At 61.8% G+C, this 13,858-nt stretch carries 9 protein-coding genes; 3 read left to right on the top strand and 6 right to left on the bottom strand.

Going from position 1 to position 13,858, the window contains the following annotated elements; genetic code table 11:
* Together LB552_RS07645 and LB552_RS07640 are read right to left on the bottom strand one after the other, a co-directional pair.
* Window positions 1–6,387 (bottom strand): autotransporter-associated beta strand repeat-containing protein (locus LB552_RS07645; protein ID WP_224603376.1); only part of this gene is annotated, 6,387 nt, incomplete at its 3' end.
* A 234-nt stretch (window positions 6,388–6,621) separates the two neighbouring features.
* Window positions 6,622–7,257, bottom strand: a complete 636-nt coding sequence (locus LB552_RS07640) for a helix-turn-helix domain-containing protein (RefSeq protein WP_224603375.1) — start codon at window positions 7,255–7,257, stop codon at window positions 6,622–6,624.
* 672 nt (window positions 7,258–7,929) lie between these two features.
* Between LB552_RS07640 and LB552_RS07635 the strand changes: the two genes are divergently transcribed.
* On the top strand, window positions 7,930–8,979 hold the full coding sequence (locus LB552_RS07635; protein WP_224603374.1) for a LysR family transcriptional regulator: 1,050 nt from the start codon (window positions 7,930–7,932) through the stop codon (window positions 8,977–8,979).
* A 346-nt stretch (window positions 8,980–9,325) separates the two neighbouring features.
* Window positions 9,326–9,463: a hypothetical protein gene (locus LB552_RS29750; RefSeq protein ID WP_318012021.1), complete on the top strand. Its 138-nt coding sequence runs from the start codon at window positions 9,326–9,328 to the stop codon at window positions 9,461–9,463.
* Window positions 9,464–9,492: 29 nt separating this feature from the next.
* Here the strand turns inward: LB552_RS29750 and LB552_RS07625 are convergent, their stop codons facing one another.
* The 4 genes from LB552_RS07625 to LB552_RS07610 are packed head-to-tail and all read right to left on the bottom strand — an operon-like array spanning window position 9,493 to window position 11,929.
* Complete coding sequence (locus LB552_RS07625) at window positions 9,493–10,182, bottom strand: lysophospholipase (protein WP_318012020.1); 690 nt, start codon at window positions 10,180–10,182, stop codon at window positions 9,493–9,495.
* Window positions 10,164–10,313 carry a hypothetical protein gene (locus tag LB552_RS07620; protein ID WP_224603420.1) on the bottom strand — a complete coding sequence of 50 codons (150 nt, stop codon included), beginning with the start codon at window positions 10,311–10,313 and terminating at the stop codon, window positions 10,164–10,166. Before LB552_RS07620 ends, LB552_RS07625 begins: the two co-directional genes overlap by 19 nt.
* Window positions 10,314–10,360: 47 nt before the next feature.
* A complete protein-coding gene (locus tag LB552_RS07615; protein WP_224603373.1) occupies window positions 10,361–10,969 on the bottom strand; it encodes a hydrolase in 609 nt (202 codons plus the stop codon).
* Window positions 10,970–11,014: 45 nt separating this feature from the next.
* On the bottom strand, window positions 11,015–11,929 hold the full coding sequence (locus tag LB552_RS07610) for an alpha/beta fold hydrolase (RefSeq protein WP_224603416.1): 915 nt from the start codon (window positions 11,927–11,929) through the stop codon (window positions 11,015–11,017).
* Window positions 11,930–12,170: 241 nt separating this feature from the next.
* Here LB552_RS07610 and LB552_RS07605 point away from each other — a divergent pair, with 241 nt between their 5' ends.
* Window positions 12,171–13,853: a histidine kinase gene (locus LB552_RS07605; RefSeq protein ID WP_224603372.1), complete on the top strand. Its 1,683-nt coding sequence runs from the start codon at window positions 12,171–12,173 to the stop codon at window positions 13,851–13,853.
* Window positions 13,854–13,858 lie beyond the last annotated feature (5 nt).

The raw sequence follows: 13,858 nt of genomic DNA, 5'->3' as shown, positions 1-13,858 counted from the left end.
CGGCACGTTCGCCTGGCCGAAATTGACGTTGACGGCCGACGTGTTGTTGAGCGTCAGGTTGCCGCCGATGGTGAGCGTGCCGGGCGCATTGCCCGCGCCGCCGGGAGCGAGCGTGCCGCCGTCGGCCACGGTGACGCTGCCGCCGATCGTGCCGGTGCCGCCGAGCGTCGCCCCGCTCGCGACAGTAGTCTGGCCGATAGCACCCGACTGGTTGCCGTTGATCAGCAATGTCCCGGCATTGACGTTCGTCGCGCCGATATAGGTGTTGGTTCCGGTTAGCGTGGTGGTGCCGGTGCCGAGCTTGTTGACCACGCCACTGCCGGAGATGGCGCTGTCGAATGTATAATTGTTATTCAGATTGAAGGCGAGCGTGCCGTTGTTGGTCACATTCGGCGTCGCCAGCGCGCCGGCCACCCCGCCATTGCCGATCTGCAGCGTGCCGGCCGAAATCGTCGTACCGGACGTGTAGCTGTGATCGCCCGTCAGCGTGAGGGTGGCGGCGCCTTGCTTGTTCAAGCTTTCGAAACCGGTAATCTGAGCGCCATTGAGCGTACGGCTGAAGGTTGTGGTCACCTGCAGCGTGTCGGAGCCGCCGCCGCCGTCCACCCCGACTCCGGCGATCGTCGCAAGACCGCTCAACAGGAAAGTGTCGTTGCCGCTGCCGAGATTCAATGCGGCTGCGCCGGTATTGAGCGAACCGGCGGCGAGATTGACAATGTTGCCGCCTCCGCCCAGCGTGCCGTTGCCGAGCAACGTGCCGCCAGTGAAGTTGATCGTGGCGCCGCCGGTCCCGCCCGTGAACAGCGTCTGCGTGCCACCGGCTGCCTGGACCGTGCCGCCGCCGACGTTGAGCTTCGAGCCGGAGTTCATCGTGATCGTCGGCGTGGTTATGGAGGCGCCCCCTCCGTTGCTCTGCAGCGTGCCAGCGTTGATCGTAATCCCCCCGCTGCTCGTCAGGCTGCCGTTCACCTGCAATGTGCCGGCGTCGATCCGTGTGCTGCCGCCGATCGCGTTTGTTGCCGAAGTGAGGATTGTCGTGCCGGTGCCGATTTGGGCGATGTTGCCGGCACCGCTCAGCGTGCCCGTGAAGCTGAAGCTGTCGGAGCGGTTGAAGGACAGCGTGGAGGTCGCGTTGGCGACGATGACGTTGCCTGCGCCGGCATTGCCGCTGGTGCCACCATTGCCGATGATCAGATTACCGTCATTGACGACCGTGTTGCCGGTGAAGGTGTTGTTGCCGGTGAGGACCCAGGTGCCGCTGTCGTTCTTGGCGAGTGTGGTCGTGCCGCCGGGGCCATCGATGATGGTGCCGCCCATCGTGTTGAGCCCGGTATTGGTGCCGCCCAGCGCCAGCGTGCGGTTGCCGCTGCCGGTATAGGCGGCCGAACCGGTGTTCTTGAAGACGATCGCGCCGGTGCCCGAGGACTCGATGAAGCTGATGCCGGTCTGCAATGTGAACAGGCGATCCGTCTCGTCGCCAGCGCCCGTATAGCGTAGCGTCGAGCCGCTGCCGATCACGAGGTTGGATGCCAGGTTCGACGACTGCCCGATCGAGCTCGCCTGGCCGCCGTTGGCCAGCTTGCTCACCGCAAGCACGCCGCCGCTGATCGTGGTGACGCCGGTATAGGTGCTGGTCGTGTTGTTCAAGACCCACGTGCCGGCACCGGACTTCGTCAGCGACGTGACGCCCCCGGATGGATCGTCGATGCGGGCAGAAAGCGAGTTGTTGGCCGTGTTGCTGCCGGCGAGCGTGAGCGTGCGGTTGCCCGTTCCCGACAATGTGACCGGCGTCGTGCTGGTGAAATTGATCGCGCCTGTGCCGGAGGCATCGAGAGTGCCGCCGCTGGCCCCAAGCGTGAACTGGCGGTCCGTGCTGCCGGCGGCGCCGATATATTGCAGCGTGCCGCCATTGAGCACCAGGTTGGTTGCCGCAGCGCTGGAATCGCCTATCGAGCTTGCGATGCCGCCATTGTTCAGGCAGGTGACCGCAAGAACGCCCCCATTGATCGTTGTGCCGCCGTCGTAGCTGCTGCTACAGCCGGAGAGCGTCTGCGTGCGCGTGCCGTTCTTCACGAGCCCGCCGGCGCCGCTCATCGCGCCGCTGAAAGTGAGGTTGAACCCGTCACTTAGGGTCAGCGTGCCCGATCCGAGAGTCACGCTGCCGCCGCCGTTGAGCCCGAGCACCGTGTTGTTGTTGCCGGCGAGATCGAGCGTCGCGCCACTGTTCACCGTCATGGCGCCCGTGCCGAAGGCGCTGGTCGAACCGGCTCTCAAGATGCCGCCGGTAATCGTCGTTCCGCCGCTGTAATCGTTGGTGCCGGACAATATCAGCGTACCGGGACCGTCTTTGCGGAGCGTACCGAGACCTGTGGCCAGCCCGCTGAAGGTCAGCATGGTGGCGGCGTTCGCCACACCAATGGCGCCCGTTCCTCCCTGGAGCATGAAGCCACGATTGGTCGATGCCGTCCCGCCGGTATAGTTCAGGGCGCCATTGCTAAAGACGAGATTGCTCGAGGCGCTGCCGGAGGTCCCAATGTCGCTCAGCTCGCCGCCATTCGCCAGGCAGCCGACGTTCAGAACGCTGTTGCCGCTCAGCGTGGTGGCCCCGGCATAGGTGTTGCCGCAGCCGCTGAAGGTCTGTGTTCCGCCAGTTATGCTGACCCCGCCCGTGCCGCCGATCGTGCCGGTGAAATTGCCGTTGCTGTTGATCTTGAGGGTCCCCGAGCCCAGGGTGACGTTGCCGGCGCCATTGAGCCCACCGACGAAGACGCTGTTGCCGGCGAGGTCCACTGTCGCACCGCTGGCCACAGTCATGGCGCCAGCGCCCGTTCCGGCGGCGTCGCCGCCGAAGGCCTGGGCCGATCCGGCGCGCAAGATGCCGGCGCTCACCGTGGTGCCGCCGGTATAGGTGTTCGTGCCCGACAGCACCAAGGTGCCGGAGCCCGTTTTGGTGAGGCTGCCCGCGCCAGTGGCCACCCCGCTCACAGTCAGGGTCGTGGTCGCCTGCGCGACATCGATGCCGCCGCCGCCCGTACCAAGTGTGAAGCCGCGGTCGCTGCTGGCGGTGGTGCCGATATAACCCAGCTTCCCGCCGTTCTGCAGGACCAGGTTGGACGAGGCGTTGCTGGACGCGCCGATGGAGCTGTTGGTCCCGCCATTGGCGAGGGTGGTCACCGCAAGCGTGCCACTGTTGACGGTGATGGTGCCGGTATAGCTGTTGTTGCTCCCGGCAAGCGTCAGCGTGCCGGGACCGTCTTTGATGAAATCCGCACCATCGGGGCTCACCACCTGCCCGGAGAAGGTCAGGTTGGCGGCGGCATTCGTGACCTTGATCGTGCTCGATGTGATGGCGCCGGCGCGTGCGATGGTGAAGCCGCGATCGGTGGAGGCGCCCGTCCCGGTATATTCCAGTGTGGCGCCCTGGATCATCAGGTTCGATGAAGCGGACGTCGAAGCACCGATGGCGCTGGCGAGACCGCCATTGGCGACCGAGTTGATCGAGAGGGTACCCTGGCTCACGGTGGTGGCGCCGGTATAGGTATTGCTACCGGACAGCACCACCTTGCCCGTCCCGGCCTTGCTGAAGCCTACCGCGCCCGTGTTGTCTACGATCGTCGACGCAATGGTAAAGGTGCCGGTACCGTTCTGCTGGACGCCCAGCACGCCGCCGCCGAGCGTGCCCGTCATCGAGCCGCCGGTGATGGTCTGGTTAGCCGCGCCCACCGAGGGCGCGACGATGATGGTGCCGTCAATGCCGAGGGTCTGGCCACTCGCCACGGTCACCGTCGAGTTCGCGGCCGCGGTATATTGGAGCCCCCCGATCTGGATGCTGGCGCCGACCGTGTTGAAGAAGGGCGTGTTCGCCGCTCCGCCGGCGTCGCTCAGGATCTGGTTGGTCTGCCACAGGCTGGCATTGTCCTGGTTGACGTAGTCGGCCGCGGTGAAGGCAACGATGTTGCCCCCCACCACCTTGGCATAGTCCGAGCCGTTGACAGTCGCCCAGCCGCCAAGCGCCCGGTCGGGACCGGTCGTAGTGACCGCGCCTACTGTAGGCAGGACGAAATTGGCGAGGCCGCCCGTGCGGGTGATGGCCCCGAGACTGACAGTGGTGCTGCCGCCGGTGCCGGAGGTGGCGCTCACTGTGTTGTTGCCCGTCGTGATCGTGAGGCCGCCGAAGCTCTGAAGATTAGTCTCGCCTGCCGCACCGGTGACCTTGACCGTCCCACCGTTCATGACGAGGGCGGAAGACGCCGAGATGATATTGCTGGTTGGCCCTCCGGCCGGCGAGAAGTCGAGCGCCAGGGTTCCGCCGCCGATCGTTGTTGCGCCCGTGTAGGTGCTGGCGCCCGTCAACGTCAGCGTGCCTGCGCCGAGCTTGGTCAGGCTGCCGCCGGTGCCGGTGATGCTGCCACCATAGGTGTTGCTGACCCCGGTGCCCAGACTGACGGTAAGGTTGCCGCTCCCCATCGCGACCGCGCCGCCCGTGCCCACAAGCGAGGTCGTGGACATGTTGAACCCGTTTAGGTCCAGCGTGCCGCCATTGGTCGTTATGCCGGTTATCGTACCGAAGGCTGAGGCGCTGCCCGCACGCAGCGTTCCTCCGTTGACGGTGATGGCGCCCGTGCGGGTATTGGCGCCGGTGAGCACCCAGGTCGCGTTGCCAATGCTGGCGAGACCGCCTGAGCCGGAGATCACCCCGGAGACCGTATTGTCGGATCCGGTGTAGCTGCCCCCAAGCGTGAAGGTGGAGCCGGCGGCGAGCGTCGTCGCGCCATTGAGAGTCAGCGCTCCCGTACCGTCGCTCTGCAGTGTCGCCGTGCCCGACACCGACCACGTCCGGTCAAGACCAACTGCACCGCCGGTATAACTGAGAACACTGCCGTTGCCCAAGCTTATCGAGGCACCCGCCCCGAGCGAGCTGTTTACGCCCGCATTCGCCAGCGTACCGGCCTTGACTGTGACGGCACCGATTCCGGCCGTGCCCCCGAAAGTATTGGCGTCACCCAGTGTGATGGTCCTGGCATTGCTGGTGCCAGTGAAGTTAACGAATCGACCACTGCTGCTGCTGATCACCCCGAGGAGCTGGAGATCGGCAGAATCGGCGGAGAAGCTAACCGAGTTGCTGCCGCTGTTGCTGCCGGCGCTGGTGAGCGCAATGCCGCCGTTAATGGTCAGCATTCCGCTGCCCGAATTGCGGAAGGTAAGGGTTGCGCCACTGATCGGACCAGGCCGCAGCTCGAAGCCGCGGTCGGTGCTGGCCGCTCCGCCAGTATAGCTGGCGCTGTCCCCGTACTGGTCACCGCCCGAGCCGGTCATGATGAGCACGGTTCCATTCGCGGCGGTCGTGGGTGCGCCCAATGCGCTTGCTTGGCCTAGATTGCCAATCGAAGAAAAGGAGACGCTGCTGCTGCTCCTCAGCGTCGTGGGGCCGGTATAGTCATTGGCGGCATTCGTCAGCGTTGCTGCGACGATCCCGCCGCTGCCGGTATAACGAGCCGCCGCCGCACCCGCCCCTGTCACGGTCACTTGACCGCCCGCTCCCAGCGTGACGACGCGGCTTGCGTTGAGACTGCCATTGAAGGTCAGGGAGGTGCCCGCTGCCGCGGATATACCATTGGCGGCCGCGCCGAGCGCTGCATCGGCATTGATGGCAAATCCGCCAGCGCTGACTGTGATGCCGCCCGTGAAGGTGTTCACGCCAGTCAGGCTCAAAGTGCCGCCACCCGCCTTGGTCAGGCCCCCCGACCCGGCGATGATGGAGCTTATGGTGGCGTTGCCCGTTGCCGTGATTGTCGGCGTCCCGCCGCCGAGGGTCAGCGTGCCGCCTGCAATGGTATAGCCGCTGACGTTGAAGGTGAGGCTGCCAGCCGTTATCGGCGCGCCGAGCGTGACAGTCCCCGCCGTGCCGGCAAAGATGGCGTTGTCCGGAGTGCCATTGTTCCAGATGACGAACGGGCCGGCCGTGGCATTGCCTGTGGTGTTCCAGAGCGGCGGCGCCGCCGTGTTCCAGGTTCCGGTGCCGCCGAGCTGGAGCCCAGAGCCATCCGCATCCCAGTAGAGATCCGCGGCGCCGGCCGGATTGGCCGCAAGGCCTGTGAGGAACGTGAGCAGGACGGCGGCGCTGCGCGGACGAGGAGCAGATGCGATCATGTGGGCAAGATTCGGCGCATAGCTCGCCGCCTCGCCTTTCCATTTGGTCATGCGGCCGCCGCGCAGCAACCGCGAGAAAATGGCGTCTCGCGCCTTGGGCTGCCCCGCGCGGCCCGACCGCGCCTGGGAGGATGCGCGTCCGGGATGCGGGGTGTCAGCTTTCAACCTTCGGTCCCCGGCGCTATCGCCGGATTCCACATAGTCGGGGATCGTCTCGCCGCAGGCCAACCCAGCCATATATCCCCCATTGCATTAGCAAACCGTAATATTCCCTGACGGGAATCAGGGTGCAACGCAAGAGGAATGCATGAACTGTACGTTGCGTATTTCAGAAAAGCCCGGTGTTTTGTAAAAACTTCCGGACGATCTGTGCGTGAAGCGCAACTTAGACAAAAGTGTTACTCGAACAGCACAAGTTGTTATTCCGTAAGGCTAATATAGCTTTAATGAACGACCCTCGGTTCGACGATTTCAGATCGAGGAGCGGAAGCGCGTCGGGGTTGTCCCCCGATATTTCTTCATCGCAGCCGTCAAATGGCTCTGACTGGAGAACCCGCTGAGATAGGCGACGTCCGTTATGGTCGCGTCTTCCTCAGAAAGCAGCCGCGTTGCGTGATCCAGCCGCAGATCCAAAAGATAGCGATGCGGCGACTTCCCAAAGGTTCGGCTGAAGGCCTGGATGAAATGATTTGGCGAAAGATTGGCAAGCGTCGCCAACTCGCCCACGGAGATTTTCCGGGCAAGGTTAGCCCTCAGGAAGTGCTCCAGATTGCGCGCCGCTTTTCGCGTCAGCCCGCCTTTGAGCTGCTCGGGTTCCCTGTCCCGCGATGTGTAGGCATGAAGGATATGAAGTCCGAGAATGGCGATGAGGTGCTCGATATAAAATTCGGCGGCGCCCTGATCCTTGGTAAGTTCGGCCTTGAGCAATTGTCCGACACGCAGGGCGGTGTGATCGAGCGTGCCGAGGGGCGGAGGCTTCAACTCGACCTGTTCAGTGCCGAACTGTTGTCTCGCAAGTTCCTTCAGGCTGTTTTCAGGGTAGACGATAATCGAACTTTCGCGCGCCTCCGACAAATGCAGGCGAGCTTCGAGATGCGCCGGCTTCAAGATGACGCTCCCTGCCGGAGCGTCATAACGCTCGGACTTGCCATTGCCCAGTCTCGCGCATGTGCCCGGCGCGGGTTCGAGGCCGATGTATACGACATGGTGGCGGGCTGGAAACGTGTACGATCCGGGTGGCATCAGTGAATACGCGGTTGTTCCCCGCCTGGTCGCTATCGCCAAGCCGTCGGCCCTCGAAAGTACGGATTCCAGATCAGCATCGGCGGAAGGAGGACCAGCATCTAGACCGCATTCCGAAGAAGTCATGCCATTTTAGCCTGTAACACAAGTCATCCTTTAGCTTCACCTAAAATGTATTCGCCTAGTCCGACGTCAAAACCCAACGTTAGTTGCGAGTGCCCGGTTCCCATCCAATTCACATTTGTGAAATCCCAGCAAGCCGCGTGACATTGAGCCAGCCGCGGGTCGAGTGGCGGATTTTCGATTTTGGAACGCGCAATATTCGGAAGAGCAGGCGGCCTCGATCCTCTATCCTCTATCCATGATAGATGCACGTCAGTACGTCAAAATTGCCAATCTGCCGTGTTGCCAAACGATCATCGCTGCACCAGTTTCCCGCCGCCAAATCCCTGACTCTCGGCAGCGTCGAGGACGGTAAGCTGAGCTCTTAATCGACAACAGATCGCATCATCGAACCCTCCGTTCGGGATTTTGAACATGGAAGCCAATCCGTCTTATGAACTGAAGGACATACGCTGCTTTGTTCAGATCGCCCGCGCTGGAAGCATATCGAGAGCGGCGGACACCTATAGCGTTCCCAAGTCGACGCTCAGCCATTATTCGCAGACATTGGAGGATGCGCTTCAGGTAGAGCTGTTCGTGCGCAGGCGCAGAGGGCTGGAACTTACGGACGCCGGGAGGGAGTATCTCGACAATTGTACGGCCATTTTCGACAGCTGCGATAACGCGGCCAGCGCTGCACAGCGCGCTCACTCGTCCATCAGCGGGAGTGTCCGTGTTATTGCCAGTTCCGAATTTGGGACGGCAATCATCGGCGCTGCGGCGCACTTCCTCCTGCGCGATAACCCGAACATCGATGTAGACGTGAAGATCATCCCGAACGACAAGCTTATCGTGGGGGACTTCGATTTCGACTGCATGATCTATGTTGGCGAGCCTCCAAACTCGGCCCTGATGCGTCGAACCCTGGGCGCCATCTCCTACGCATTGTATGCCAGCCCCGACTTTCTGGCCCGGCACGGAACGCCGGAAACCATTGCCGACATCGAGCGGCTGAACGGCGTGGTTTACATGCGCAACAGCGTGGTCGAACGATCGCGGCTTCGCAAAGACAAGGCCATTGCCGAGGCGAAGCCGATCGGCAAGTTCAAGGTCAACGACTATTGGATGACGAAGTACTTCACGGCGATAGGATCGGCGATCAGCTACCTGCCGGATTTCTTCGTTGAGTACGAAGTGGCGGCAGGCGCGCTGGTGCCCGTCTTGCCCGACTGGCGTTCCGAGAAGCGATCCATCTATGCGCTCTACCCAGCGCAAAGACACCGCAGTCCCCGAGTGATGAAGTTCGTGGAAACCGTTTCTCGAGAGTTCGATCGGATCATCCGCTATCCCGGCTACCTGCTGGTGAAGCTGCAGGAGAGCTCTAACGATGAGACTCACCGCGGTGCGCCTCCGCCGACGGACGGCAACGACATTGCGAGGCTCCACACCGCACCCGATCCATTTCCAACAGGTCACGGCAAGTAGTCTCTAGTGGCCTGGATTCGGGGCGTTGAGGGTGCCCTCCGGGCATGGCGGCGAGGCCTGGTCGTTTTGGACAGCGCTCGGCATCGGCGCCGAATTGGCATTCACATTGTTCCAGGCTCGCTGACGATATCGCCCGTGCGCAAAATGCCGGGCAGATTATCGGCGCATCGAAAGTCGCCCGGGATATCACGGCAACGAAGGAGCACGAGCATCGCATTCGAATGTTGATGCGCGAAGTCAACCACCGGGTCAAAAAACCAATATTGCGTCATTCCTCGATGATCAGGGAAACCAACAAGCGGCGCACAATCCCACAGCTTTCGAGCGGCAGGTTCGTGAGCGGATCATGGCTCTGTCACGCTCGCATGATCTCCTTGTTAGCGGCGACCGGAAGGGAGTGACGGTTTTCGAACTTCTGCTGTCGCAGGCCGAGCTGTTTGGGAGTGAGGGACGAATCTCCATGTCCGGACAGTCCGGGCGCTGATCGCCGGCGCCTGAGGTTGATCATCGATTTCAAAGACGTTCGTCGACCCAACCTTTGATGTCGGCCATGACCACCTCTTTATCCTTGTCATTGAGGAGGTCATGGAAATGGCCGTCATACAGCTTCAGCGTCCTGTCGACGGCGCCGGCGGTGTCATAGAAGAGTTGGCTGCCGCTCGGTTTCGTCGCCTTGTCGGCCGTGCCGTGGAGGATGAGCAAGGGCAGCTTAATCAGTGGGAACTGCTCCTTGAGCTTCTCATCGGCGCGAACCATCTCGGCAATTGTTTTGGTCGGCTGGGTTTCATGGGCGATGAGTGGATCGGCATTCATAGCCTCGACGACGGCCGGATCGCGAGAAAAATCCTCGGTCTTGAGGTGCAAGACATGCGCGTGTGGCGCGATGTGGCTAAGCCCCTTGAGCACCGCAAGGGCGAAGTCGGGCGCCGGCACCTGGAACGCGAAGCTCTCGCAGATCAGCCCCGCCAGCCCAGCTTGGTTTTTTAGCGCGTAGAGGCAGGCGACCACGCCGCCTGCACTGTGTCCGAGCAGAAACACCGGCAGACTGGGCTCCCGCGACTTGGCGATCTCCACGACACCCGCGACGTCGCTCACATAGTCGTCGAAACTGTCGACATAGAAGCGCTCGCCATCCGACCTGCCGCGTCCGCGCAGGTCAACGGCATAGACGGCCGGCCCGTCGCCTATGAACTGCTCGGCCACGAATTGAACCCGGGGACGATAACGACGACGCCGTTCGGATTGGCGAATGGGCGCCACGACCGAAAGGCTATCTTCAAACCGCCGCGGCTCTCGAAGCGATCATCGACGGGGTTGAGGACTTCCTGGTTCATTTTCTTCTCCCGTCGAGCGCGAAGCTGAGGCTTTCGAAGATATCGGCTCAATGTCCTTCGACCGCGAAGACGATTTCCGCGAAGGCCGGAACCGTCTTTTCGCGGAGCCAGTCGCGCTGCAGTTCGCAGGCGAACTGAACCCAGCTGACTGGCACCGCCCCTGCTTGCAGAATGCGTTCGAGCCCGGCCCGGTGTGCCTCCATGGAGGTGCCCCCGACGGCATCGACCACTGCATAAACCTCGAAACCGTCGCGCAATGCATCGAGCGCGGGAAAGGCCAGGCAGACCTCGGTCCAGAGAGCGGCCATAACGAGCTTCTTTCGGCCGGTTGCCCTGACAGCGTCGGCAAAGTCCTTGTCTTCCCATGCATTGATCGCAGTGCGGTCGATCGCTTCAACGGCCGGGAAGATGTCGCGCAGTTGGTGAATGAGGGGCTGGTTGCGACCGGTATTGACGTTCACTGTCGTCAACACGACAGGTACATCATAGAGTTTCGCCGTCTTCGCCAGCGCTACAATGTTGCTGACAAGGGTCCGCCGGTCCATTGACGCTACGGAGGTTACCTGGACCGGTTGATAGTCGATGATCACGACGGCGCAGTTGCTGGGTGTTAAGAGGTGGTCCTCGACTGGATTGCGCGTGGGTCGGCTTGCCATGGGTCTGTGCCTTCAGGTGCTGTACTTGGCCATGTTGCCGGGCAGCTATCTGGCGAGAAAATCCGTGACCAGCTTTATCGTGGCGTCGGGATTCTCCTCCATGATCCAATGTCCGGAGCCGGGTATGATCCCGGCGGTCACATCGGTTGCGACAAAGCGCAGAACATCCGCCTGACCCGCGCCGAAGGATTTTTCCGCACCCAACGCCAGCACCGGCATGGCAACCTTGCCGCCCTTTTCGACGAATTCCTTGTTGTCGGTCGCATCCTGGTTGAACGCGGCGAACTGCTCGAAGGCATCGTGCATGGCACGCGGTCGGGCGTAGAGCTTCGAATAATGCTTACGGGTCGCTTCATCGATGGCCTTGGGGTTCGCCGACAGCTCATTCCAGAAGCGATCGAGATAGATGCGCTCTCTGCCCGCAACCAATCGCTCCATGTCGGGGCCACGGAAGTTGAAGTGCCACAAGAGCGGCAAGCGGATGATGTTTTCCCAATCGCCGATGCCCGGCAGCGGCGCATCGATGACGGCCCAGCGTGTGACGCGGTCGCGATACTGGGCGACGAAGGCATAGCCGACCATGTTGCCGATGTCGTGGGTGACGAGATCCACCTTGTCGATCTTCAGATGATCCAGGATGCCGGCAATGTCGAGCGCCTGGTTTTTCTTGGTGTAGCCGGTATCTGGATGGGCCGAGAGCCCCATGCCGCGCAGGTCCGGTACGATTACGGTATGGTCCTTCATCAGCCTGGCGGCGAGCGGCGCCCACATGTCGCCGCTGTCGCCAAAGCCGTGCAGCAAGAGCACCGCAGGCCCCTTGCCGCCAACTCGGACGTAAAGGCTGGTGCCGTTGGTGTCGATCGACTGCGCCTTAAATTCAGACGGAAAGGGGACAATCCGAGCCGACGCCGGCAACGTAAGAAGCATCACGCCTAACGCCGCTATCACTATCTTGAGCATGTTGTTCTCCCGAAGCTTTGAGCATGTGAACCGAGCTGTGTCGGCCCGGCTGACGACCTGGCCTCGGGAACAATAGGTTTCCGTGCTCCTATTGGATTGCTCGAATCTGACCTGGATTGAAGGAAGCAGCCCTTTTCTCGCGCCGCCCTTGCGCGCGGACGATTTTTTCGTTCCGAGCGAAACCAAGGGTGATAGGCTGTTGTCCCACGGTCGAGGGCGCGTCATGGACAGAAGTGGGGGAATGGTTGACGATGCTGGCGCGAAGCTGAAACTGCTCGAGCAAGAACTTGCCCATGCGAGGAGCGAGCTCGATGCCAGCCGGAAGATTTCAGCTCAGCTCACCGAAGAGAAGGAGGCACTTCGTATCCATGCGGACCGGCGGCAGTGGGAGGCGGGCTTCCGGCTGGCGACTGATACGACACCCGGATTGATCTGGTTCGGCCGAGCGGACGGTTCGGTCGAATTTCTGAACAGCCAATGGTGTGCCTACACCGGGCTCAGCATGGAGGAGGGGTTGGGCTGGAACTGGGTAAGCGTCATCCATCCGGAGGATCTCCCCGGCCTAATCGAACATTGGGGCGAGATCATCAAGTCGGCACGTCCAGACGAGCATGAAGCGCGGATGCGCCGGTTCGACGGCGCGTATCGATGGTTTTTATTGCGCTGCGCGCCGCTACTCGACGAGTCGGGCGCCGTGATTCGATGGTACGGCACGAATACGGACATCGAAGAGCGTAAACGCGTAGAGCAGGCGCTCAGTGCTTCAGAAAATGTATCGCGTGGCCAGGCCGAGGCACTCAAGAGCACGCTCGATGCACTGGCGATGGAACCCGTCGCCGACAAGTTGGTGGAACACGTGCTGCGCATCATCACCGAGCAATTCGGAGCTCATAGCATCAGCGTCTGGCGACGGGATCCCGCGACTGGAATGATAGGCATCGAGATAGCCTTCGAAGAGGGCCGGGTGGTAACCAGCGCCGATCCGCGGTTCGCCGGAATGGACAAGTGGCTGCCGATGGAAGAGCGCTGGCCTTGGCCGGAGGTCTTTCGTACGGGTAAGCCCAGCCTCATTGAAGACATCCGCACGGTCTCGGCATTTTCTCTGCGCGATCGTCTGCTGCCGATGGGCATTATCACTGTGTTGCTGGTGCCAATGTTCGTCGCTGGCCATCTTGAAGGGGCGATCGGTCTTCGCTTTGTCGAGAAACGGGTGTTTGGCACGGAGGAGATGGAACTTGCTCAGGCTTTGGCCAACCAAGTGATGCTGATGATCCAGTTCGCGCGCCTTTCCACTCAGACCCGCGAAACGGCCGTGATCGCGGAACGCAATCGCATCGCTCGCGACATACACGACACTCTTGCCCAAGGGCTGACGGGCGTGATCGTGCAGTTGGAAGCCGCCGAGGACGCAAACCTGCGGGGGCTTTCTGCGGAAGCTGGAGAGCATCTGGACCGCGCCCGCCGCCTGGCTCGCGAAAGTCTTAACGAAGCCCGGCGTTCAGTACACGCGTTGCGTCCGCAGGCATTGGCCGACAGCAATCTCAGCGGAGCGCTGGCGGAGTTATTCACGAAGATGACGGCAGGAACGAGCCTGAAACTGGATTTCGCGGTGCTTGGCGCACCACGATCACTGCCTCCCGATTCGGAAGAGAATCTGTTTCGTATCGGCCAGGAGATCCTTACGAACGCCTTGCGTCATGCACGGGCGAAACTGGTTGTCGCCAAGCTGATCTTTCTACCGGGAGAAGTCTGCCTTGATCTGACCGATGACGGACGCGGCTTTGATCCTTCGAGCAAGAATGATGGATACGGTTTGCTTGGAATCAGGGAGCGGGTCGAAAGAATAGGCGGTCGGCTCGTTGTTCAAAGCTCGCCAGCAAAGGGCACGGCCGTGCGCATCACCTTGCCATCGCAGAAGGCTTGAACGTC

This window comes from Mesorhizobium sp. CA7, from assembly GCF_020165015.1.
In the GTDB taxonomy this organism is placed as follows: domain Bacteria; phylum Pseudomonadota; class Alphaproteobacteria; order Rhizobiales; family Rhizobiaceae; genus Mesorhizobium.
Note: the sequence above shows the minus strand (reverse complement) of the source record. Positions and strands in the feature narration are given on the sequence as shown.